The 22640-nt window shown below is 70.7% G+C and carries 13 protein-coding genes; 4 read left to right on the top strand and 9 right to left on the bottom strand.

What is annotated here, in order from left to right; all coding sequences use genetic code 11:
- Positions 1-43: 43 nt before the first annotated feature.
- The 3 genes from D7W81_RS01585 to D7W81_RS01575 are packed head-to-tail and all read right to left on the bottom strand — an operon-like array spanning position 44 to position 10426.
- Positions 44-985, bottom strand: a complete 942-nt coding sequence (locus D7W81_RS01585; protein WP_120553521.1) for a hypothetical protein — start codon at positions 983-985, stop codon at positions 44-46.
- Positions 982-1986, bottom strand: coding sequence for a hypothetical protein (locus D7W81_RS01580; RefSeq protein WP_120553520.1), 1005 nt, complete (start codon positions 1984-1986; stop codon positions 982-984). Before D7W81_RS01580 ends, D7W81_RS01585 begins: the two co-directional genes overlap by 4 nt.
- Positions 1987-2002: 16 nt before the next feature.
- Positions 2003-10426 (bottom strand): RHS repeat-associated core domain-containing protein, encoded by an 8424-nt coding sequence (locus D7W81_RS01575; protein WP_120553519.1) that lies wholly within the window; start codon positions 10424-10426, stop codon positions 2003-2005.
- 500 nt (positions 10427-10926) lie between these two features.
- Between D7W81_RS01575 and D7W81_RS01570 the strand changes: the two genes are divergently transcribed.
- The 4 genes from D7W81_RS01570 to D7W81_RS01555 are packed head-to-tail and all read left to right on the top strand — an operon-like array spanning position 10927 to position 17914.
- Complete coding sequence (locus tag D7W81_RS01570; protein WP_120553518.1) at positions 10927-12774, top strand: hypothetical protein; 1848 nt, start codon at positions 10927-10929, stop codon at positions 12772-12774.
- A 1-nt stretch (position 12775) separates the two neighbouring features.
- Entirely contained in the window at positions 12776-13777 is a 1002-nt protein-coding gene (locus tag D7W81_RS01565) for a hypothetical protein (RefSeq protein ID WP_120553517.1), read from the top strand.
- 8 nt (positions 13778-13785) lie between these two features.
- On the top strand, positions 13786-15378 hold the full coding sequence (locus D7W81_RS01560; RefSeq protein ID WP_120553516.1) for a DUF1501 domain-containing protein: 1593 nt from the start codon (positions 13786-13788) through the stop codon (positions 15376-15378).
- Between the two features lie 40 nt (positions 15379-15418).
- A complete protein-coding gene (locus D7W81_RS01555) occupies positions 15419-17914 on the top strand; it encodes a fibronectin type III domain-containing protein (protein WP_438503345.1) in 2496 nt (831 codons plus the stop codon).
- Between the two features lie 46 nt (positions 17915-17960).
- Here D7W81_RS01555 and D7W81_RS01550 read toward each other — a convergent pair whose 3' ends face one another.
- The 6 genes from D7W81_RS01550 to D7W81_RS01525 form a co-directional block, all read right to left on the bottom strand.
- Complete coding sequence (locus D7W81_RS01550; RefSeq protein ID WP_147445311.1) at positions 17961-18251, bottom strand: hypothetical protein; 291 nt, start codon at positions 18249-18251, stop codon at positions 17961-17963.
- Between the two features lie 162 nt (positions 18252-18413).
- The gene (locus tag D7W81_RS01545; RefSeq protein WP_120553513.1) at positions 18414-19163 is read right to left on the bottom strand and encodes a metal-dependent hydrolase; all 750 of its coding nucleotides are present in this window, start codon (positions 19161-19163) and stop codon (positions 18414-18416) included.
- A gap of 51 nt (positions 19164-19214) precedes the next feature.
- Positions 19215-20072: a helix-turn-helix domain-containing protein gene (locus D7W81_RS01540; protein ID WP_120553512.1), complete on the bottom strand. Its 858-nt coding sequence runs from the start codon at positions 20070-20072 to the stop codon at positions 19215-19217.
- Positions 20073-20153: 81 nt separating this feature from the next.
- Positions 20154-21614, bottom strand: coding sequence for a hypothetical protein (locus D7W81_RS01535; RefSeq protein ID WP_147445310.1), 1461 nt, complete (start codon positions 21612-21614; stop codon positions 20154-20156).
- A 186-nt stretch (positions 21615-21800) separates the two neighbouring features.
- Positions 21801-22016 carry a hypothetical protein gene (locus D7W81_RS43205; RefSeq protein ID WP_244226910.1) on the bottom strand — a complete coding sequence of 72 codons (216 nt, stop codon included), beginning with the start codon at positions 22014-22016 and terminating at the stop codon, positions 21801-21803.
- 38 nt (positions 22017-22054) lie between these two features.
- Positions 22055-22594, bottom strand: coding sequence for a hypothetical protein (locus D7W81_RS01525; protein WP_244226909.1), 540 nt, complete (start codon positions 22592-22594; stop codon positions 22055-22057).
- Positions 22595-22640 lie beyond the last annotated feature (46 nt).

Here is a 22640-nt window from a genome sequence, read left to right as displayed (position 1 = left end):
CCCCTGAGCGCCCCGCCCTCTCCTGGCACGAAGCGACCGGCTTTCAGCCCAGCGCGGCCCAGACGTAGACGGCCGAGTACGTCTGCGCCTCCGTCCAGATCGCCTTGCCCGTGTTCACGATGGTGGTGCAGTCGGCCAGCCACCGGGTGGAGTCGAACTCGAAGACGCCGGGCTCGGCTGACACCGCCGCCGGTTCGCCCGCGCCCATGGTCACCGAGCTGAGCGGCGTGGGGCCCAGGCTCGTCGCGCTGAAGCGCCCGAAGAAGGACTGGAGCAGCACCGCGGTATGTTGCAGCGGCACCCCCGAGCCCGTGTCCACCCGCAGCTTCGTCGTCCCCCAGTTGGTGTCGGTGACGGTGTAGGTCGACGCGTCGGTGACCATGCCGAACCACGCCTTCTCCTGCGCGCTGCCCAGCACGAGCCCCGACGGGCTCACCGTGCAGTTGGAGGCGCCCTTGCCCGTCAGCGTCGCGGCGCCCGTGACGTAGGCGCTGCCCGGGGCCGTGAGGGACGCCGAGATGCCCGCCGACGCGCCCACGCCGCTGACGTTGTGACTGCCCGAGTCGAAGTCGAGCTTGAAGCCCGACAGCACCGCGGCGGAGAACTCCGGCAGGGACACCACGGCCTCGGGCCTGGACATCTGTCCCGTCGCCAGCTCCTCGCCGCTCACGACATAGAGCGTGCTGGACTCTCCTCCGACCCAGGCGATGACGGTGATCCACACTTTGGCGGACGACAGCGGCGTGCCCGACACCTCCGCCTTCACCTTGACCTGCCGCCGGCTGTCCTCTCCCGCGTTCTCCCGCGTCAGCTTCACGCCGAACCCGGAGATGGCGGAGCCCCCCAGGTTTCCTCCCGAAGCGCTGGTGGCGAAGTTGATGTCGAAGCGCGAGATGCCATACAGCGCGAGCCCCACGTCGCCCGAGAAGTCGAACGTCGCCGTGTCTCCGGAGACCACTTCCTTGCGACCGATTTCCCAGCTCATGACGCACCTCCAGGCCGCGGCCTTGTGATTTCGGCGATGACGAACGCCGTCAGGTTGCTCGTGGGGGGCGGCGCGATGCCGTAGTCGTCTCCCGAGCGCGAGTTGAAGATGTTCAGGATGAGCGACCCGGAGATGGTCTTCCCATTCGAGATGCTCAGCGTGTCGCTCGTGACGCCCGCCTCGAACAGCTCCAGGTCGCTCGTCTTGTCCCGCTCGAAGTTGATGTTCACGTTCTGCAGGAGCACCCCGGCCCGGCGCACCGTCTCACCCGGATCCAGGGTGGGCGTCACGCTGAACGCGCACGTCACGCCGTCGCGCTCGTCGTCGACCTCCGTCCACTTGCTGGACGACGTGTCGATGGAGAGGACCCGGTAGTAGGACAGCCCGTCGGTGGACAGGAAGGCCACGTCGGCCGTTCCCGTCCGCTCCTCGTCACCGCTCTGGGTCGCCTTCCCACTCACCTTCGCCTGGGCGCCGCCGGGCTTCTCCACGGAGGTGGTGAAGGACAGGCTGCTCACCTCCTTCGCGCTGCTGCCCTCCAGGTAGAAGCCGGCGAGGAACGCGCGGGCGTCCGCCGAAGCGGAGGCGATGGGGATGGCCTCGCCCCACTGTCCGGAGAGCCCGTAGAGGTTGCCCGCCACCGCCTGGTACGCGGGGTTCGACAGCCCGAGCACGGCGACCACGGTGATGCGCACGAAGCTGTCGTGCCCGCTGCCGTCCGTTGAACAGGCCGCCTCCGCGCCATCGTAGTTGGTCATCACCAGCGACGCCGACACGTGGACGGCGTCCTCGGTGAGGTTCGGCACCAGCGTCACGCTGGCCTGCCCCACCGCCTCGGAGGTGGAGCCGTTGTCGGCGTAATACAGCCGGAAGTAGCTCAGCCCCGCCATCGCCCCGAGCACGCGCTCACCGGGCAGCAGGTCCTCACTGAAGTCCACCTTCATGGGTGACGCCCAGGTCTTGTCCTTGGGCATCACCGCGGTCTTCACGCAGATTCGCATCGACTCTCCTTCTTCCTCAGGAAATTCCCATGATGCCGATGAGCGCGCCGGACGGCCCCAGGTCCATGGCACTCGAGCTGCCCAGCACGCTCGGGCCGGTCAGTCCGCCCTGGAGGTTTCTGGCCGCGGACCCGAGCTTGCGCGTCAGCCGCTCCTTGAGCTGGTAGCGATTCGTGACGTAGCCGAACGACGTCCCGCCCACGCCCACGGTCAGCCCCCAGACCCCGTCCAGGATGACGTTGGCGGCGTCCTTCCAGTCCACCCCGAACTCGTTCTCACCGGTGACGATGAGCGTCGCCAGGTTGGTCAGCGGGATCGAAACCAGTCCGGCGACGGCGTAGCCGATGGTGTTGCCCATCGCGCTGTGCGGCAGGGCCACCATGAATTGCTGCCACGCGTCCTGCGTGGGGCTGAGCCTCTTCTCCAACTTGTCCCAGTAGGTGGCCTCGGACATCCACTTCTTCGCCTTCGTCCCGAACGAGGCGTCCGGCCTCGCCGCGTTGTCGGCCAACGTGGAGGCCCGCTGCTGGAAGCCGCCCCGCACCTTCTCCTCCCGGCCCTTCCTGGCGCGTCCCTGGATGCCACCGGAGATGCCACCACGGATGAAGCCGCTCACCGCCCCCACGGCCACCGTGCCGGTGAACTCCCCCCAGCTGAAGTCGTCGGTGGTCAGCGCGTAGGTCATGCCGTTCCAGCCGGCTGCGGAGACCATGCTCGCGAGCGCCGACAGCCCCGCCGTTCTCCCCATCGTCGTCACGTCGAGGGCGAGCCCCGCCACGGTCCCCACGGCGGCGACGGCGCCAGAGAACACGACGACCATCGCGCGGACGCCTTCCGAAGTGGCGCCCGTGCGGTCCACCCGCGTGGTCGGGTGGTTGCCCGCGTAGGTGTAGGGGCTGGGGAACTCGTCCGCGGGATCCGGCGCGTAGAAGCGGCCCAGCACCGGGTCCATGAGGCGGGCGTTGAGGTTGTAGAGGCCCGTCTCCGCGTCGTACTCGGCGCCGGAGAAGCGCAGGCGCATCCACGGCGCGGCGCCCGTCGTCTCCCGTGCCGCGCCGAAGGCGGTGTAACCGAAGCCCTCCACCAGCGTGCCCTGTGCATCGAACAGCGCGCGCGTGGAGCGCAGCCGGTCACTGGAGGCGTGGTAGCGGACGCCGTCGCGGTACACCAGCGGGCAGCCCGTGGGGCCCGGCACGTACAGCACGGTGCCGCTCTTCCCGCCCGTCACGAACAGCGGCTGGTTCTCCCCCGGGAAGCGCACCTCGCGCTCCTCGCCACCGGGGCCTTTCACCCGGGTGGCCACGCGGACGCCGTCTGCGTCGTAGGCGTACTCGACGGTGCTCGCGTCGCTGGCGCCGGGACGGACGTGGATCTGCCGGGGCAGCGCCATGCCGGGCGCGTAGGCGAAGTCCAGGTCCACCGGTCCGGTGCCCCGCGTGCGGCGCGACGACACGGTGCCGTCGGCCCGCCAGGTGAACGCCGTCTCGCCGCCGTCCGGCCACGCCACCGTGTCCAGCCGGTTGCCGCCCGGGACGTACGACAGGCTCGCGCCGGAGAGCTCGTGGATGTTGCCGTTGAGGTCTTCGTTGTACTGGAAGCGCTCGGCGGCATCGGTGCCCTCCACCGTGTCGGAGGCGGTGATGCGGCCCAGCCCGTCATAGCCATAGGCGAGCTGCTCCCGCTGCGTGCCGAGCACCGCGCTGGCGCCGCGCACGTTGCTGTCGGGCGCGAAGGTGTACGCCTGCGTGGCGCTCGTCCCGGCGGCGGCGGTGGATTGCAGCAGGTGGCCCGGCGAGTCGTAGTCCAGCTCCCAGCTCACGGGGCCGGAGCGGCTGGTGCGGACGCGCGCCATCGCATCCCACCCGAACGAGGCCAGCTCCGTGCCCGCCTCGTCCTGGATGGAGGTGATGTTGCCCTGGACGTCGCGGCCGTAGTGCAGCGGCCCGGGCTGGGGGAACAGCTCACGCGGCAGGCCCAGGTGCACCAGCGCGTTCGTGTTGTCGTAGCCGAACGTCACCTCCAGCGGCGCGGCCTCCTCGCCGTCGTCCCACGTCACGCGCAGGGTGCGCGCCGCGGGTTGTCCCAGCGGCGTCCAGCGGTACGAGGAGTCCACCGTCGCGGGCGCCCCCGTGTCCTGGGAGCGGGAGTCCACCAGCTGTCCCAGCGCCAGCGGGTCCCAGCCGTCGCCGTCGTAGCGCCACACGCCCGTCGTCACCGCGCCCGAGTCCGGATCCGTCAGCGGCCAGCCCGGGAGCTCCGCGCGCTCGAGCAGCAGCGGTTCGTTCCATTCGGCCGCCACGTGGCCGCGCGCCGTCATCCGGCTCATCGCGTCGTAGGTCGTCCAGCTGATGCGGCCCTCGGCCGCGTCCGCCGCGGTCTGGACGAAGCGCGCGCGCCCGCCCCGGTCATGGACGTAGCGCGTCTCCCCCGCGTCGGGAGTGGACTCGCGCAGCAGCCGGCCCAGGCAGTCGTAGTCACGGACGATGGCCCTGTCCGTGCCATCCCGCCAGCCGTCGGGGAGGATGACGCGCGTGCGCGTGCCCGTGGGCTGCATGCCCAGGTCCATCGCGGAGACGTACGTGGAGTCGTCCCGCAGCGGCACGAGCACGGCGAGCGCGGCTTCCTTCGCGTCACGCACCTTCAGGCGCCGCTCGCCCACGGGGGAGATGAGCGTGGTGACGCGGAAGTCGGTGGCCGGCAGGTCCAACCCCGGCAGCACCGCCGCGTCCGGCGCGTAGCGCACCTTCGTCGTGGGCCGTGAGTCCGCGGGCGTGGTGTACGGGTCGACGATGGACCACGAGGCGCCCGGCAGGCCCAATTCCACGGTGCGCCCCAACGGTGACGCCTCCAGCAGGCGCCGCGAGTACGGGTAGCCCCCGTCCGCGGAGCGGCCTGGCTGACCGTTCCAGTAGTCCGTCGCGTCGCCGGCCATGACGCCGCTGCCCGCGAGCGAGGCCTGGAAGGCCGGCAGGTCCACCAGCCCCGTCCGGTAGAGCAGCGGGGCCAGCGCCGCGCCCGAGCCGAAGTCTCCAGGCACGGACTTCGTCTTCACGATGGTGCGCCCCAGCGCGTCCTCGATGAGCTGGTTGACGAGGTACGTGTCCCCCCCGAGCGCCTGGAGCTGCCGGTCCGCGCCGGTGGAGTCCTGCAGGCGCGCTTGAATCACCGGGCCCTCCATCCACGCCAGGTTGCGCAGGCCGAGCGCTCCGGTGCCCGAGGTGAGCGCCGCGCTTCCGCGCACGCCCGCCGCCACGGAGAACACCAGTCCGCCGTCCGTCCAGAACAGCAGCCGGCCTCCCGTCACCACCAGCAGCAGCGAGGCCGGGCTGGAGGCACCCGCGCCCACGGGCGAGACACCCTGCCCGCTCACCTCCAGACGCCAGCCGCCGTCCCAGGAGAGCCGCGCGGCGGTGCCCACCGTGAAGCCGAAGCCGGGCGACAACCGCACCGGGCCCCCGTCCACCGCGGTGGGCTCCACGTAGAGGGCCCACGCCTCCGCCTCCGGCGAGGTGGCGGTGAGCGACGCGCCGGTGGTGCCTTCGTGCAGCAGCAGGCCCGAGGCCGCGCGCCAGGCGCCCTCCGCCGAGGGCGTCCATCCGTCACGCCATGCCTCGCCGTCGCGGAACGTCTGCGCGGTGCCGCCGCGCGTGGCCTGGATGACCACCTGGGCGTTCGGATCCCCCGGCTCGAAGGCGGCGTTGCGCTGGCGGGAGCTGAACTCCAGCTGCACGCCCTTCAGCGACCCGTTGGCGCGCACCTGGCCCACCATGCGCCGGGTGGGGCCATAGAGCGCCCGGGACGTCAGGCCTCCGGGGCCCACGTTGGCCGTCAGCTTCTGCGTCCCCGGCTCGAAGGCCTGCGCCATGACGTTGGCGTCGCGCGGGTAGAAGCCCACGTCGTCCACCCACAGCTCGCCGCCGCCCGCCTCGACGCGCAGCTTGACGGAGAGCGGGCTGTCGGACGCGAGGCGCGCGTGATGCTCGCCCAGTGCAACGGCCGCCTGCACCCAGGCCCAGCGCCCGGAGGTGTCGTCCAGCGCGATCCGGAGGGGCTCGCCCACCACCGTGCTGCCCGAGGTCACGGTGATGATCAGCACGGGCGACGCACCGGCCGCGGCGTCGCGGGGACGTGCGTACCAGCAGCCGGCGACGTAGGTGCGCGCGTTGTCCGCGGGCGTCAGCGGTGCGCGCTCCACGGCGGCGTTACCGCCCGGCAGCCACGCGCAGCGGACGCCGGTGTGGGCGCGCTCCGGAGTGACGGCGGCGCCTCCGGTGAAGGTCCACGCGGAGAGCGGCTCCTGCGACTCGAAGCCGCAGGCGTCGGCCTCCTGCGCGGCCAGGTCCGCGTTCGTCACCATCAGCAGCGGCAGCTGCCCGGTGGCATCCACCCGGGTGGAGTGCGCCACGCCTGAAGCGTCCTGCGACAGCGTGGCGATGCCCCGTGCGTCGCGCGTCAGGATGCGCGTGCGCATGAACCACTCCGGAGGAACGGTGGCCGCGCCGAACGGGAACCGGGCGCCGGACGGTGCCGTCGGGCCGCCCCAGTCGTAGCGGGCGGACACGTCGAGCACCGTGCAACCTCCAGCCGTCTCGAACGGGCCGTAGGTGGTGGCGGCGCACGCGGACACGGCGTCCACGCCGTCCTTCGGCCACACCCGGGTGCGCATCTGCGCGACGGAGGTCAGCACGTTCTCCCACGCCAGGGCGCGCCAGGCAGGCACGGCGGCGGCGAAGGTGGTGGCCATCTCCGTCGTCCACGTCACGCCGTGGACGTCGCGTGTGTCGAACGACTCGGAGGTGGTGCCACCCGTCAGCGGCGCGGGGAGGCCTCCCAGGTAGCCGTAGCGCGTCTCCAGCGCGAGGCCGTCCTTCATGGAGCGGATGCTCGCCGGCCGCACGTAGGCGCCATGCAGCATCACCTCGCTCCACGTTCCCTGGACCGCGTCCTGGAGTGACGTGAAGCCGGCGCGCGACGTGAAGACCTCCCAGGTGTTCGTCTCGCTGGCGACCAGTCGGCCGGTGTAGCCGCGCACCGCCGTGGGAGACTTCGGGTCCTCGTCGCTGTCCACCGTGTAGCGGCGCCCGGTGGCGGGGTCCTCGACGGACCAGTACAGGTAGCGTCCGTCGGCGCGGCGGGCCTCGTAGACGGCCTGGGCGGACAGCGCCGCTTCGGCCGGGAACAGCGCGCGCAGGGCCTGCGGCACGGGGGTGCCCGGCGGTACGTCGGGCGTGAGGCCCAGGGCGTCGGAGACAGGCGCGGCGAACAGCGCGGCGCCCTCGAAGGTGAGCGTCTGGAGGGGCTGGCCGTCCAGCATGCTCAGTCCCTCCGCCGTGGCTCCGTTGTCGTAGGTCGCCACGGTCCGGCCGCCCTGCGCGGCGGACGGGTCGTCACAGCCATCCCAGGCCGTGGAGCGGTAGTACTTGATGACCTCGCCGGACGGGTCGCACGCGGCGCTCACCCGGTCGAAGCTCCACACGGAGCGCAGCGGCTCGCCCAGGCCGGTGTCGATGGACAGCGAGCGCACCGGGTAGTCCACCAGCGGCCCCTGGATGTCGCCGCCCACGAAGCGGTGCAGCGTGAGGCTCGGCGCGCGCTCGAAGTCGGGCGCCGTCTGCGGGTAGGTGACGAGGGTGGCGGGGCCCGCGGGGCTCTTGCCCGCGCGAGGCGGAGACAGCAGTCCCTCCGGAGACAAGGGGCTGACGAACGTCTGGCCGGCGATGGTGGAGGTGGCCTTCGCGCGGCCGTTCTCCAAGAGCGCCAGGGCGATGCGCGCGGCCCCCGCGCCCGGAGGCAGCCGCCACCCCGTGAAGTCCGGGGCCGCGTCGACGACGCTGAAGGAGTCCGTGCCCTCCGGAGCGCCCTCGTAGACGGGCTGCTCGCTCTCCGGCCCCTTCCATCCGGGCGCGGCGCCGCGGTACCAGACGGTGTTGGCGGCGACGATGAAGTCCTCGCCGGTGGCCGCGGGGTAGCCGGAGTCCTCCCCCGGCGGCAGGGCCGGCAGCGTCCTCGGCGCGCGGGCGAAGGTGCCGCTGTCGGCGTCGTACGCGAGCAGCCGCGTGGTGATGCCATCCGACACGTTGAGCACCTGCAGCACCACGTCGCGCCCGTACGCGTAGGCCAGCCAGCCCGGCCGGCCGCGTCCCTGGTCGGTCAGCGCCTCGGAGGTGTTCCAGTCCACGCCATCGAAGCGCCACAGGTACCGGTCGGTCCCCACCAGCTCGTTGCCGGACACGGACGGCGCCGGCGGCCAGGACGGCAGGGGCACCTGCGTGACGGAGGACAGGCGCAGGTTCTCCGCGTCCACGCCCTGCCCTTCCTGGAACCGGTAGTCCGCGTCCCAGCGGCGCACGCGCAGCGCGTAGCGGCCGGTGGCGCTGGAGTCCGTGGCCTCGCACCACGCCACCATGGACGGGCCGTCCGCCCAGGACATCTCCGTCTGCCGGGGCCCCAGGTCCACGTCCAGGGAGCCGCCATCGCTCCACCGGTGGTCGCCGTCCAGCCACGCCAGCGACACCGTCCCCTTGCCGTTGAGGTGCTGCCACAGCAGGTAGCGCTCGCCGCGCGCGAGCACCTGCAGCGTCCGTCCATTCTTCAGAGCGGGCGCATCCCCGCCATCCCAGGCGCGCCGCTGCCAGTCCCAGGTGAGCCGGTAGAGGCTGTCACCCGCGCCGTCGAAGCCGGAGACGATGGCCAGGAGGAAGCGCTCTCCGGCGGCGAGCCGGGCGCCCGTCGCCTTCGGGAAGGACAGCCACGAGGTGCCGTCCCCGCCCGCGTACGGCGCCCACTCCCACGCGCGCAGGGTGCTGCGCCGGAAGGGCAGCACGCGCACCTCGTCGCCGACGCGGAAGGTCAGCCCGAAGAAGTCCGTGGAGGTGATGCCCGCGAGCGAGTCCGCGTCCAGCGCCTTCTCCCCTTCATAGGCGAGCCCCTCGTAGGTCGTGGAGCGCTGCCAGCGTCCCGTCCACGTGTGGACCTGGAGGCTCAGCCGCTTGCGCTGTGCATCCAGCCAGCAGGTGACGGCGTAGTCCGGCCCCTGCCAGACGAAGGGCGTGTTGCCGGTGGCGCCGAAGCCCGCGGGCGGCGTGACGGTCAGGTCCCGCTCGCAGATGTCCAGCGGGATGGCGCCGTCGTACGTGAAGGTGCCGGTGGCGCCCTCGGGATAGGTGACGCGTGTGAGCGCGCCCGGGTGGGTCGCGTCGTCCTCCAGCGCGTAGCCGAACACGTAGCCGGGCAGGCTGCGTCCGGACGGGTCCTGCTCGGTGATGCCCGTGAGGAAGCGCTTGCAGAGGTCGGCGGACGACGCGGCGGGTGTGCCGGGCAGTGCCCGCGGCGGGGCGTAGTCCAGCGTCACGCGGTACAGCTCGCGGCCCGCGTCGTCCAGGACGCGCAGCCGGTCGAGGTACTGCGTCTCGTAGCGGTCCTGGAAGGCGTTGGGGGTGGTGAGGTTCTCCGGCGCCACGCCGTCGGCGGCGGGCACGAGCACCTTGTGCGGGTCCTGGTACTCGTGGACGGTGGCCGTGTACCACTTGGGCGCGTAGTCCAGCGCCACGCTGCGGCCGCCCACGCCGGTGATGCGCGAGAGGTAGCAGGCCTTGGTGTACGGCAGCCCTTCGGCGCCCACGCGCTGCTCGACGGCGTCGTACGCGTAGGTGACGCGGTCGCCGTAGCGGTCCACGCGCGCGACCAGGTTCCACGCGTGCGCGTACTGCGCCTGGCCCTCCCGGCGCGTCGAGCTGCCCACCCAGTTGCCCTGCGCGCCGCCGAAGCGCACGCCCCACTCGATGCCGTGGCCGGTGCTGGTGGCGAAGCCCTGGGAAGTGACGGAGACGCCACCGCCGAAGACCCGCTGCGTGCCCGAGTCATCCACCGCCACCCAGCGCTCGTAGGCCGGGTAGTAGCGGAAGCGCCAGAAGCTGAAGTCCTGCGGCTCGAAGCCGAGCCCGCCCGCCGCCACCGCGAGCACCGCCGCGCCGTCCGCGCCGGCCTGCTCGGACAGGACGAAGGACTGCTCGTGGACGGGATCGTCCACGTCCCAGGGGCCCTGCCCGCTGACGGTGGCCTGGGTGGACAGGGGGAGACCGGCCCCAGCGAAGGCGGCGATGAGCTCCTGCGAGACAGTGGGCCCGCCCAGCCGCGAGGTCAGCGCCGCGTCCAGCATCGCGCGGACCCACGGGCGGGGCGTGGGCACCAGCCGGTTGCGAGCGCCACCGGACTCCATGCTGAAGCGCCGCGCGGCGAGCGACAGGGCGCCGTCGGACTCCGCGATGATCCGCTCGCGAGGGAGCATCCATCCCAGGCCGGCCACGCCCGTGGGCGCGTCGAGGTTCCAGCGCGTCGCGGCGAGGTGGATGGAGCTGTCATAGGAGAGGCCCAGGTCCACCGCGAGCGTGTCGTCTCCGAGCTTCCCCGGGAGCTGGACCAGCGGGCGCTGGTAGCTCACCGAGCCTCGGAAGAGATTGATGCTCTGCCTGAGCGAGCCGACGTCAGTCGAAGCGAATTGGGCAGGCCGCTGAGGGGGGACCTGATTGGGGGCGCGCGAGGAGGGCATGGCAGTCCAGGGAGGGGATTCAATGGGCGCCCGTGATCAGCGGCGCGCGGCCCAGGACTTTGCGTGGAACGTGCCAGCGCGCGTTCAGGCGCGGCGTGAGAGCGCACGCCTGGGGAACCCAGGGATGAAACAAGGGATGACGCGTTGCCTGGACACGCGTGCGCGTCCTGACGGAACGCACGGCTTCAGCGAGAAAGAATGCAAGAGAACTCCCGCCTCTCTCGCGCACGGAGTCCACATGCCAGAACGTGCGTCGGATGTAGCGCGCGGACCTCAAGCTGTGGTGGACACTCCCCGTTACGCCACGGCGCAGGAACTTGGAAACTGCCCCCTGCACACTCGGAGCGTTCGCGTGAATGCCCCACGGCATGTGACTTGCCAAAGGGCTGCGGATGCCCCATCGAAAGCTCCCTCCCCCAGGGCTGGCCACCGCGCGAGACGCGTGCGCGCTGCTGTGGCTCCTACCGTTCCTTTTCTGGCTGGGCTGCTCCGGCAATATCGGGCCCGCGAGACCCACTCCGAATGGCGAGGATGCCGGCTGCGTCGAGCCCCCGCCCGAGGATGGCTCCGACGCGGGCGTGCCGGCCGACGTGCTCGTCCCCAGCCGCCTGCTGCGGCGCAGCGCGCTGGCGCTGAGAGGCGAGCCTCCGACGGATGAGGAGTACGCCGCGCTGGAGGCCGCCGGGAACGAGGCCGCGCAGCGCGCCTACGTCTCCACCTTCGTGGACCGGACGCTCCAGGAGCCCACCTTCTACCGGACGCTGTTCGAGACGGCGCGGGACTGGTTCAACATCCCGCCCGTGGGGCCGTCGGCGGATCCGCCGGAGTATGGCCTGCAGCAGCAGCGCTCCATCGTCCGGTGCCCCGAAGGCACGCCGAAGGCTGGAGCGTGGAAGTACTTCCGCGACGACAAGGATGCCTGTCACGGCCTGAAGCCGGATGGCACGCCCGCGGAGGAGCGCACCCTCGAGTCGTGGTGGGCCCCGGGCGCTACGACGGTGCTGGTGGGCTTCGCGGCGAGCGTGTCGCCCACGGGGCAGACCTACGACGCGAGCGGCTTCCCGGTGACGGTGAACTGCGCCACCGCGGGCCCCGTCGCGAACTGTGGCTGCGGGCCCGCCGCCGCGCGCTGCCACGCCGACACAGGGAGCTATCCGGGCTGGGAGGACTACGGGCTTCACAGTCCACAAGGGCAGCGGCGACTCGTCGCCGAGGAACCCGCCCGACTGTTCGCGCACCTCGGTTGGCACGACCGGCCGATGACGGACCTCATCCTCGGCAACTACTCCGTGGGCCCCACGCGCCTGCAGGCCGCCTACGTCATGCAGGGCCTCGCCGGCGAGTTGACGTACCTGCTCGAGGACGACTCCTGGTGGAGACCGTCGCGCTTCGCCAGCGCACCGGTCGACCCCGGCCACCGCCAGGGCGACCCGACGGCCTGGCGCGAGTACTCCGTGCCGGCCCGCAACCCCTTCTTCCTGGAGGAGCGAGACTACCGGTACGATCCGCGCACGCAGTCCACGGCCATGAAGGGCATCCCCGCCGCGGGCATGCTCACCAGCCTCGGCTTCCTCAGCGCCTACCCCCGCGAGCGCGTGCGCGGCGCGCGGGCGCTGGAGATGCTGGCCTGCGAGGAGCTCTCCCCGCCGCAGGGGCAGGAGTTCAACGAGTACAAGAGGGACCCGGGCACGGAGGGGACCTGCCAGCACTGCCACCGCCGGTTGGACCCCGCGGCCATCCACTTCAAGCGCTTCGCGAAGATGGGGCACGGCTTCGAGGGCCATGGCGCGACCTACCCGATGCCGGGTGTGGGCAAGGTGTGGCACTGGCCCGCGCGGTGGCGCACCGGCGAGTACCCCTATCACTCGGACCCGTTCAGCCACTGGAACCGCTGGTACATGCCGGACACGCTGCTGACACCCGTCACGCAGGCCCAGGCCGACGCGAATCCGGAGGCCGTCTTCATCGACTTCCTCCCGGCGGAGCAGAGCCTGCTGGGCCAGACGAGTGACGGGACGGTGGGGCCGCTGGGTTTCGCCAAGCTCATCGTCGCCTCGGGCTCGTTCGACCGGTGTGTCGTGCGTCACCTGCACGCGCAGGTGATGGGGCGGGACATCGACCCGGCGAAGGAGGCGGGCTACCTGGAGGACCAGGTGGCGCGCTTCATCTCAGGGGGCCGCAAGGCCCGCCCGTACGTCAAGGCACTCACGCAGTCGGACCTCTTCCAGAGGGGGCGCTGACATGAACCGCTACGCATGGCTCCTCGTACTCCCCTGGATGGCCGCCTGTAACTCGGAGGTGACGCCGTCCACCCCCCGCTCCCAGACGCAGTCGGCGTGCGGCACGCCGGCGACCTCGGAGACCCTGCGCGTCATGGAGGGCCTCAAACCGCACTGCGAGGGCTGCCATGCACAGGGCGCGCGCGGCTACTTCGCCTCGGTGGAGGCCTTCCAGGACCTGCTCGTCGCGGATGCGCGGCTGGTGAAGGCCGGCGACCCCGACGGAAGCGAGCTGCTGCGGCTGCTGGAGGGCCGGGGAACCGGCGCCTTCAAGCAGATGCCCATCGGCCAGAAGACCTACGCGCAGCTCGTCTCGGAGGGCACCGCGAAGCTCACCGTGGAGGCGGTGCGAGCCTGGATTCAGGGGCTCGGCACGCAGCAGCGCGATGCCCGGCCGGACCGCGACGCCCCGCGCATCACCCGCATGAGCGCGGAGCAGATGCAGCGCGCGCTCTACCAGCAGCTCGGGCTGGGGTACGACGACTTCTTCGTCAATGCGAAGGAGTTCGGCTTCGACATGGCGGAGTCCCGCGGCGAGGAGTACCTCCCGCTCCAGTCGCCGGACGCCATCCCCGCTCCCCGGCAGTACATCAGCGGCGAGCGCTACCATGGGCTGGGGGGAGGCTCGGTGATGAACCAGGTCTCCGCGGACCGGACCCCTTCGCCCACGCTGGCCCTGACGCTGACGCAGGTCTCCCAGCGCTGGTGCCGGAAGGCCCTGGCCAGGCTGGACAACACGGCGCTGTTCCCGAATGGCGCGGCGCGCACGGCGGACCCGGCCGACGTCAAGGCCACGCTGAAGCGCTGGTCGCTCCACTTCCTGGGAGAGCGCTTCACCGACGCGCAGGTGGGCGAGTTGTACACGGACGTCTTCGTGCCGCTCGCGACGCCGACTGACACCGAGCCCGCCTACGTGGGGGTCTGCTCGTACTTCATCCGCCACCCGCACTGGATCTTCTACTGAGGCCCGCCATGAAGCTCTCTCGTCGCAATCTCTTTCAAGCGGCCTTCGGGGCCGCGCACGCCGGGCTGCTGGCGCGGTATGGCCTGCCGTCGGCGATGGCGCAGTCGGCGTCGGGCCGGCCCACGAAGATGCTGGCCATCTGGCTGGTGGGCGGACTCCATTGGGAGTCCTTCTTCGCGCCGATGACCCGCGCGGGCATCCAGAAGTTCATCCCTCCCGCGCAGGGAGGCAACTACGCCTACGGGTACAACCCCGAGCAGGTGGAGCACCTGGACCGCTCTCCGGTGGACCTGATGTCCCCCGGGCCCGCGCGCAAGCTGCGCGTGCCCGTCTACTGGAACTGGTCCAATCCCGCGGACAGGAACGGGAACAACCCCGTCGTCGGCAACGCCCAGGTCTACCGCCCGGAGGGGTACGTGTGGGCCAACCCGGCCTACAAGCTCTACGAGAAGGCGGTGCTGCTGGTGGGAGCAGACCAGGGGACGGCGGCGCACGCGAGCGGCCTCATCGCGAGCATGTCCGGTGTCGCCGGCTCCACCTTCCGGGCTCCGTCGGTGCAGGCCGTCGTGGCCAACGCGATGGCGTCACGCTTCCCGGACCGGCCCCTGCCCAATGTCGCCCTGGGTGGGCCGCTGCCGATGGCGCTCGGGCTGCCCGCGCTGGCGAACCCGACGCTGCTCTCCTCCAGCGCGAGCGTGGAGCCCACGCTCTCCGACCGGCGAGACGGCACGTGGTACGGCCTGCGCGCGCGCAAGGACGAGCCGGACCTCGCCTTCGATGGCACGCCCATGTCCGGCACGGTGCCCGCGACGGCGGTGGACTCGGCCCTGCTCAAGGCGGTGCGCCGCGAGCGAGGCACCTCCAGCGCCGGAACGGACGGGTACCTGGAGCAGCTCTACGACACGTACAAGGGCGCCAGTCGCACGATTCGCCGGGACATGCTGTCGGTGCTGGAGAAGACGCCCGCCTGGGAGAAGCTCAAGGCCGACCCCGCGTATCCCGAGGACTGGATGGCCTGCACCGGCTATGCGGATGCCTGCGGCACGATGCCGTCGATGGGGGACTATGCGTTCGCGCTCCAGTTGCTGAAGTCCGACCTGGTGTCGACCGTCAACCTGCGGGCAACGAGCATCGAGGGCTTCACCTTCGACTCCCACTTCGTCAACGGCCAGATCGTGCATGCCCAGTACCTGCGCATCGCCATGGAGATGGTGGGGCGCATGTGCCTGGAGATGAGCCTGACGCCGAGCCGCTCGGACCCGTCGCGTTCGCTGCTGGATGAGACGCTCGTGTACGTCTACAGCGACTTCGGGCGGACGTTCCCCAAGGTGGGCAGCGACCACCACCCCGCGACGTGTGCCCTCCTGGTGGGAGGCGGCATCCAGGGGAACCAGATGATCGGCGGCTACGACGAGAGGATGGACGGCTCGCCCATGGGCATTCCGGTGAGGCTCGTCGAGGAGTCCGGGGACATCGCGACGCGGACGCCGACCTCGCAGGACGTCGCGGCGACGGTGCTCCGCGCCTATGGGCTCGTGCCCGGAAAGGACTTCTTCATCCCGGGCGGCTACGGCGTCTTCGACGGCGTCGTGAGGAGCTGAGTCAGTACCGCGGTGCCCCCCCCAACAGGACTGGACACAGATGCCCCCTCCCTCGCTCGTTCGAAGCCTTGTCCTCGGTGTGTTGATTCTGGGCTCAGCCGGCTGTTCCGGCGGTTCCACTTCGCCGGATGACGGCGGAGTTGTCGCGGAAGCGGATGCGGGAACCGACGCAGGTGCCGATGCAGGTGCCGACGCTGGTGCCAGCGCCTGCGCTCCGAGGCGCGCGCTGCCCGCCGCGCCCACGCAACTCGTCGCGGCGAGCGTCTCCCCCTTCGAAGTCTCCCTGACGTGGGCGCCGTCGACGACCGCCTCGGTCAAGCGCTACCGCGTGTTGCTGGGGGCGGGGCAGGCCGGGCAGGTCGAGCGGCCGGCCTTCGCCCACCGCCCGGTCGTCCCGGGCGAGACGTACACGTACACCGTCACGGCGCTCACCGACGAAGGGGGAGAGAGTCTTCCGTCCAATCCGGTGACGGTGACGATTCCGAACCCACCCCCCGATGCGCTCTCCGGGTTGGCGCCGGGGCACTGGTACGAGCTCCCGAATTCGAACCTGCGGGCCGCGGCCCTCTCCCCCGCGATGCATCCGTGGCTCGGCTGGGGCGAGGGCATCAGCGGAATCATGAACGACTGGTCGAGTGGTGCCCTCGACACCCAACGCGACCGGCTCTACATCACCGGCGGCGGGCACAACGGTTACTACGGCAACGAAATCTACGGCTTCGATCTGCGGACGGGCGCGTGGGTCCGCCTGACCGACCCGGATCCGGTGAGCCCCGGAGCGGAGTGTCCCGACCGGGCGCTGGGCGTCAATTGCGCCATCCACACCTACGATGGGCTCGAATACCTGCCTCCGCCCTTCGACCGGTTCCTCGCGATCGGTTGGGATGGCTGGCCTCAGACAGCGCTCAACCTCGACACCGGGCGCTGGGAGAATCACCCCGAGCTGCCACAGCTCGGGACGCGCACCGGCGCCAATTCCGCCTACGACCCCAACACCCGCGTCCTCTGGTACCACTCCGGCGCGGAGGCGGTGTCGGTCTGGGATCCCGCCACCGGCAGGTGGACCATCCGCGGCGAGGCGGATCAACTCGGCTATTACAAGAACGCGGTCGTCGATCCCCGGCGCAAGCTGTACGTCGAGGTCGGTCAGGGCTCCACCGACACCTGGACCATCGACGCGCTGGGGAAGTTCGTTCCGAAGCGCACGCGGCTGGCGACCACGGGCGCGCGGGAGATTGAAGCGGTGGGAAATCCCGGCGTCGACTACGACCCGGTGACTGATCAGCTCGTGGCATGGAACGGGGGCGGGGACATCTACACGCTGAACCTCGACACCCGCGTCTGGACGAAGCGTGCGGCGCTGGGCACGGTGGTGCCCGGACCGGCCAACATGAACGGGACGTTCGGGCGGTTCCGCTACGTGCCGAGCCTGAATGTCTTCGTGGTGGTCAATACCGTCGACACCCCTGTCTTCGTCTACCGGCTCGATCCGCGACCTGCTCGCCTGTTGCGGCGCATCGACGTGACGGCGCCTGACGCGAAGGTCGAGGCGAACTCGACCGGCAAGCTGGGGGTGACGGCGGTGTTCCAGGACGGAACCTCGGTCGTCCCCACCTCGGGAATCACGTTCAGCTCGCTCGACCCGGAGGTGGCGACCCTGGATGAGGACGGCACCTTCCGGGCCATCAACCCGGGCCGGGCCCGGCTGCAGGCCAGCTACACCGACCCCCTCACCCGGCGCGGGCTGGTGGGCGCCCGGGTCATCGAAGTGGTGCCGATGACGGGCGACGTCGTGCTCGATGCGTTGACGATTCAGCCATCGTCGACGCTCACGGTGGCTCGCGGCGGGACGGCGGGCCTCACGGCCGTCGGCTCCTACCACCGCGGCGCCGACCTCTTCACCCGCGACGTCACCTGCGAGGCCACCTGGAGCTCCGGCGGCGCGTCAATCGCCACGGTGGCCGACGGCACGGTCAGGGGAGTGTCGGAGGGAACGACGACGCTCCACGCGAAGGTCGGGACGGTGGATGCCCAGGCGACCCTCGAGGTCATCCCGCGAGCGACCCAGGAGCTGATCGCGCTGAACTTCCAGCCTCCTGGACCGCCGATGGTGACGGGCTGGGCGGTGGCCGACGACTCCGCCTTCAACGCGACCCGCGGTTGGGGCTGGCAGGACGCGGTCGGTCTCCAGACTCGAGGCGACCGCAAGGGCACCCAGGATGCGCGCCTCGCCAGCTTCGTGCTGACGATGCAGACCGGAGCAAGGTTCCGGCTCCAGGTTCCCGATGGCCGGTACCACGTGGCGGCGTCCGTGGGAGACAACAACTTCGGCGTGGGTCTCGCGAGCGTGGAGCTCGCGGGCTCGGGCATCGTCTACGGCGTCGGCACGGGTAACACAGCGGGGGCCAGCATCGTCGAAGCCACTGGCGGCAAGGGCCTCGTCTTCGACGTCGTGGGGCCCATCAACTGGCTCGCGGTGATGCGGGTCAACGGCATGGACTTCAACGAGGTGCTCGCCGCGGCGAAGACCTGGTAGAGGGCGAAGCGCCAGTGCCCTGGGCAGAGGTTTAAAGGGGGGGACCTCAGAGCGCGGGAAGCCCGAGCAGCCGCTCCGCTTCGCGCATCTTCCGCTCGCGATCCGGGTCCTCGCCGCTCTGGCCCGTGGAGGACGCATCCGTCCCCACGTCTTCGGCCAGCCCGCTTCCGCGCCAGCTCTCCGCGGGTCCTCCCATCGGCGGATCCGCGGGGCTCCCCTGCCCCACCGTCCTCCCGGTGCGCCTTGAAACAGCGTCCACCAGGGACCGGAGGCCCAGCCCCAGTCCCAGCCCGATGAGGAACATCGCGCCATCGCGCGACCCACGTGACAGCCGCATGGAGACCCTCCTGCGCCGGCTCAGCTCCGCCGCCAACTCCCTAGAAATGCGGATGGGCACGCTCTCCTGGAAGGCGCCCATCGCCCGCCAGCGCGAGCCGGCCCCTGGGGTGAGCGGAGGGCAGGCAGCCAGGAAGCCGCCCGGCCCTGAGTCCGCCACCGCTCAGAGTGACGTGACGGTCCCCGGGGTGAGCCAGCGCACGCGAGGGTCGCTTCCGAGGGCCTCGCGCGCCTGGGCCTCGGTCGCCAACGGCTCGAAGGTGCCGAAGTGCATGGGCACGATGACGGAGGGGCGGAAGTATTTGCGCACTGCGAGCGCAGCGGTCTTGGGGTCCATGCCGTAGCGCCCGCCGCCCACGTTGAGGAGGACGATGTCCGGGTGCAGCAGCTCCTGCACCAGCGCCATGTCACCGAACAGCCAGGTGTCGCCCGTGTGGTAGAGCGAGCGCCCACCGGGAAGCACCAGGACGTAGCCCAGGGGCCGCCCGTCGGGCTCGCACGAGTGCATGGCCGGGACCGCGTGGACCGTGACGTCGCCGATGCGCGTGGAGCCGCCGACGTTCACCGTGTGCTGCTGAGCCTCCGGCACCTTGAGCCAGCGCAGCGTTTCTCCCGTACCGACCACTTGGGCCCCGCTCAGGCGCGCCAGGGTGTGCACGTCCTGCGCGTGGTCCCCGTGCGAGTGCGTGAGCAGGATGGCCGCGGGCGGTGTCTTCGCGAGGCGCGCGAGGTCCTTCCAGGCCTCGGGCGCACGCGGGTTCTCCTTCAACCAGGGGTCGATGAGCAGGCGCGTGCCTCCGGGCGAGATGACCTCGAAGCCTGCGTGGCCAAGCCAGGTGACGCGGAACTCCTGCGGCGGTGGGGTCGGCGCGGCGCCGAGCAGCGCGGCCAGGAGGGACAGGGAGAGGAGCATGGTGCGGGACCTCGCGGAGGCTCCGGCGGCGGGACCGACCCGGCGGCGGGCTCAGCGGCGAGGATGGGGCACGCGCTGCGCGCCCTTCTTGGGCGAAGTTGACGTGCCGCGCACGGCGCGCGCGTAGGCCCCCGGGCTCGTGCCGACGATGCGCACGAAGTGCCGGTGCAGCTGGCTCTGGTCGTAGAGCCCCACCTCCAGGGCCGCGCGCGCTGCGGGGACGCCCCGGGCGAGCAGTTCGCGCGCTCGCGAGACGCGCAGGTGCGTAAGGTAGGCATGGGGCGTCAGTCCGAGCTCCTGACGGAAGGTGCGCAGCAGGTGGAAGCGGCCCACGCCCGAGGCCACCGCGAGCGCATCCAGGCTGACACCTTCCACGACCGAGGCGTGCAGCAGGTCGCGTGCACGCAGCGCCGCGCGGCGTGCCCGGGGAACTGGCTCTGGTGACGCGCTATCGCTCGCGCCCAGCAGCGCCGCGAGCATCCCGGCGAGCAGGCATTGCAGCGTGAGCGCGTCACTGCCCGGATCCCTCCATGCCGCGTGCAGGGCCAGCGCCTCGGCACGTCCGATGCCGCCGGAGAGCGCGGGCAGGTGGGGCGGCGAGCGCAGCCCGAGCTCGCGTGCGGCCCCCTCCACCACCGGCGCTTCCAGGGTCATGGACTGGGCGGTCACCGGCGCATGCACGCGCAGGTCGCGGTGCACCTCTCCCGGTTCCTTCAGCTTCAGCACGCCTGCGGCCTGCGTCCATACGCATCCGCGGTACCAGAAGTCGAAGGCGCCCTCGTAGACCACCGTGACGCCGTAGCGTGTGGAGACGCCGGACCACAGCCGCGTGTCCCCCGTGACGCGCACCCCTTCCACTCCCGCGAGCCGCGAGGGCAGCACCACCAGACCAGGAGCGTCACGCCGCATCGTGCCCCCAGTATGGAGCAAACGCGGCGTCCCGACGTGGACGGGGACCGCGGCCCCGTCCACGTCGGGTTCGTTGCTTCGCTATTCGACCTCGACGAAGACGCCGTTGTCCGCGAAGAACGTCTCGAGGCCCTTGATGAGGCTGGTCCGCTTGCTGGCCTGCGTCGTGCCCCAATCACGGACTGGGTAGGGTGGCATGGAGAACGTCGAGGGGCAGCCCTGGCCTTCGAACGTTCCCAGGATCGCCTGTGCATAGCCATTGGTCACGGAGGCCTGTGCGGTGATCGCGCTCGTGGAAATGGTCACCTTGCCGGTCGCGGTCACGACGTTGTAGTTGCTGTAATTCGAATAACCGACGTACGTCAGGGAGTCGTCGAACGAGTTGATCATCGCACTCGCGCTCGTGGACCGGCTGAGGACCGGGAAGAGCTGGCCATTCGGGCGCCAGGAGGCCGTCTCCTGTGCCGTGGCGCCGCCGCCCATGGCGACCTTCTGGCCGTGGATGCGTCCCATGTGGATGAACCTGGCCATGCATGGCGGAGCGCAGTTCATGAAGGTGGGGCTCGGGAAGGACACGAGCGTCACCTGCCCCAGGTGGCGCACGGGGACGTCGAAATCAAGACCCGGTCCGATGGTGAGGCACCGCAGCTTCGCGTCCAGCCGGCTGGTTCCCTTGGCGGTCTTGTTGATGAACACGTCAATCTTGGACCTGGAGGATGCGCTCACGCTGTGCAGTGAACCCGGTCCGTCATTGACGGCGAAGCGCCGGGCATACGGCTGTCCGGGATGGGGCCCCCCGTTGGCGTAATACGTGTGCGAGGAGGGCATGAGATAGAACGGGGAGTACTGGTTCGTCGACGTCCAGGTGCAGTTGCAGCCTCTCCGCCCGGTCTTGACCTCGAGCCGCGGAACCACCTGCCGGGCGTAGACCAGGGCCTCGCCACGCAGGTGCGGGAAGTCCTCTTCAATCGCAGCCAGCAGGTTGAACTCCTTCTCGCCATACTGCTCACGCAACTGGTCGAGCGCGATGCTCAGTTCCTCGCTCTCGTGAATGTCGTCGGCGGGAGAGCCGAAGCCCGGCGCCACCGTGAGGTCGCACCCCTTGTCGTCGGGGCAGTCCAGGTTGACGTCATAGGGCTGGGTGAAGAGCGGCTGTCCCTGGTCGTCCGACAGGACGAGTTTCTGCGTCCAGCCCGTCTCCCACGGGTCCTTCAGCGCGCCAAACAACTTCACCTCCGACACCTCACCGGGCTTCGGGTGGAGGTCTCCCCCCGCATTGAAGCCCCCCTTGCCGTCATAGGAGACGAGCGTCGCGACCGAAGGGACATCCTCCGCGTGCTCCGACCACTGGATGCGCGCCGTCAGCGAGCCGTCCTCCACCAACAGTTCCACGAGGGTGGCCGCCGGGGGACGGGCTTCCTCCTCCTCGGCCTGGACCGGTGGAGCCCACATCAGGCCTGCGAGCGCCAGCGAAGACAGACTCAGCGAACGCAACAGCGAGGGAACAAGGCCAGGAAGGCCTCGCACGGAAGAGAGCAGCATGAGGGAATCCCTTACGGAGAGCGGGTGTCTGCCCTTCCAGCACGGGATGGTGGAAGAGCGGAGCGCGGACAAAGCAGAAGGCGTGCCAATCATTGCCATCCCGCAGCGCGGGTGGACGTGGCAGGGCCTGGGCCGGGAGTGTGTCTCTTTCCGTTACGGGGGACCGCGACGGTGTGGCGCGAACGGCTACTCGGCCACCGCCACGTAGCCGGGCACGAGCGACATACCGAAGAAGCGCCAGAGCTCGGCCTGGGCCTCGCGGGCTTGCGTCCCGCGGATACGCCCCTCGCGCTCCAGCCTGCCGGAGAGGATCCACGTCACCGATGTGGTGGCGAACCGCGAGGTCGCGCTCAGCGCCTTGCCGTTCGACAAGGGCGGAGGGCGGATGCTGGGGTCGCTCACCCTCTCGGGAGGCTGACCCCGGCAGGAGCCCCGAAGGCTCAGCTCTTGCCGCCGCCTTCACTGAAGTTCAACAGGGTGACGGCGGCGTCGAGGGTCTTGCCGTCCTTGAGGAACTCCGTCTGCTTCTGGAGTTGTTTGTACTGGCTCGTGGTGACCTTGGGCAGGTCGCCGTCGATGCGCTGCTGGAAGATGGGCTCGTGGTGCCGGTCCTTGTGGATGAAGATCTGGTCCACGGACTCGGCGCGGTGGGTGCCAGGACGGACGTTGAAGCCCGTGTCCACGAGGATGTTCGGATTGCCAGAGATGGCCTTGTCCGCGGGAATCATGGCCGTGTTGGCGCCATGGGAGGCCGAGGCCAGGTTCTGCGCCGACTGCGTCTTCTTGCCGCCTTCGCCATGGCCCATGCCGTGGAGGATTTCGTAGGGGGTGTTCCCGTCGGCGGTGCCAAGACTTTGCTGGTACTTCGTGGAGCTGGGTTCGCCCCCGGTCATGGTCCGGAAGACGTTGGTGTGCTCACCCTTGTCGCGGTCCGGCACCGAGGTGAGGACCGGCTGGGGCCCGAGCCCGCGGCGCTCCATGGGGCCTTCGAAGAAGAGGCCCTTCTTGTCCTGCGACTGGCTGCTG

This window comes from Corallococcus aberystwythensis, from assembly GCF_003612165.1.
GTDB lineage: Bacteria > Myxococcota > Myxococcia > Myxococcales > Myxococcaceae > Corallococcus > Corallococcus aberystwythensis.
This window is presented reverse-complemented; position numbering and strand designations above follow the sequence as displayed.

What these genes read in the sequence shown, in the direction of transcription:
- D7W81_RS01585 (WP_120553521.1), bottom strand. Translation starts at nt 985, where the DNA reads ATGAGCTGGGAAATCGGTCGCAAGGAAGTGGTCTCCGGAGACACGGCG.
- D7W81_RS01580 (WP_120553520.1), bottom strand. Translation starts at nt 1,986, where the DNA reads ATGCGAATCTGCGTGAAGACCGCGGTGATGCCCAAGGACAAGACCTGG.
- D7W81_RS01570 (WP_120553518.1), top strand. Translation starts at nt 10,927, where the DNA reads ATGCCCCATCGAAAGCTCCCTCCCCCAGGGCTGGCCACCGCGCGAGAC.
- D7W81_RS01565 (WP_120553517.1), top strand. Translation starts at nt 12,776, where the DNA reads ATGAACCGCTACGCATGGCTCCTCGTACTCCCCTGGATGGCCGCCTGT.
- D7W81_RS01560 (WP_120553516.1), top strand. Translation starts at nt 13,786, where the DNA reads ATGAAGCTCTCTCGTCGCAATCTCTTTCAAGCGGCCTTCGGGGCCGCG.
- D7W81_RS01555 (WP_438503345.1), top strand. Translation starts at nt 15,419, where the DNA reads ATGCCCCCTCCCTCGCTCGTTCGAAGCCTTGTCCTCGGTGTGTTGATT.
- D7W81_RS01550 (WP_147445311.1), bottom strand. Translation starts at nt 18,251, where the DNA reads ATGCGGCTGTCACGTGGGTCGCGCGATGGCGCGATGTTCCTCATCGGG.
- D7W81_RS01545 (WP_120553513.1), bottom strand. Translation starts at nt 19,163, where the DNA reads ATGCTCCTCTCCCTGTCCCTCCTGGCCGCGCTGCTCGGCGCCGCGCCG.
- D7W81_RS01540 (WP_120553512.1), bottom strand. Translation starts at nt 20,072, where the DNA reads ATGCGGCGTGACGCTCCTGGTCTGGTGGTGCTGCCCTCGCGGCTCGCG.
- D7W81_RS01535 (WP_147445310.1), bottom strand. Translation starts at nt 21,614, where the DNA reads ATGCTGCTCTCTTCCGTGCGAGGCCTTCCTGGCCTTGTTCCCTCGCTG.
- D7W81_RS01525 (WP_244226909.1), bottom strand. Translation starts at nt 22,594, where the DNA reads ATGGAGCGCCGCGGGCTCGGGCCCCAGCCGGTCCTCACCTCGGTGCCG.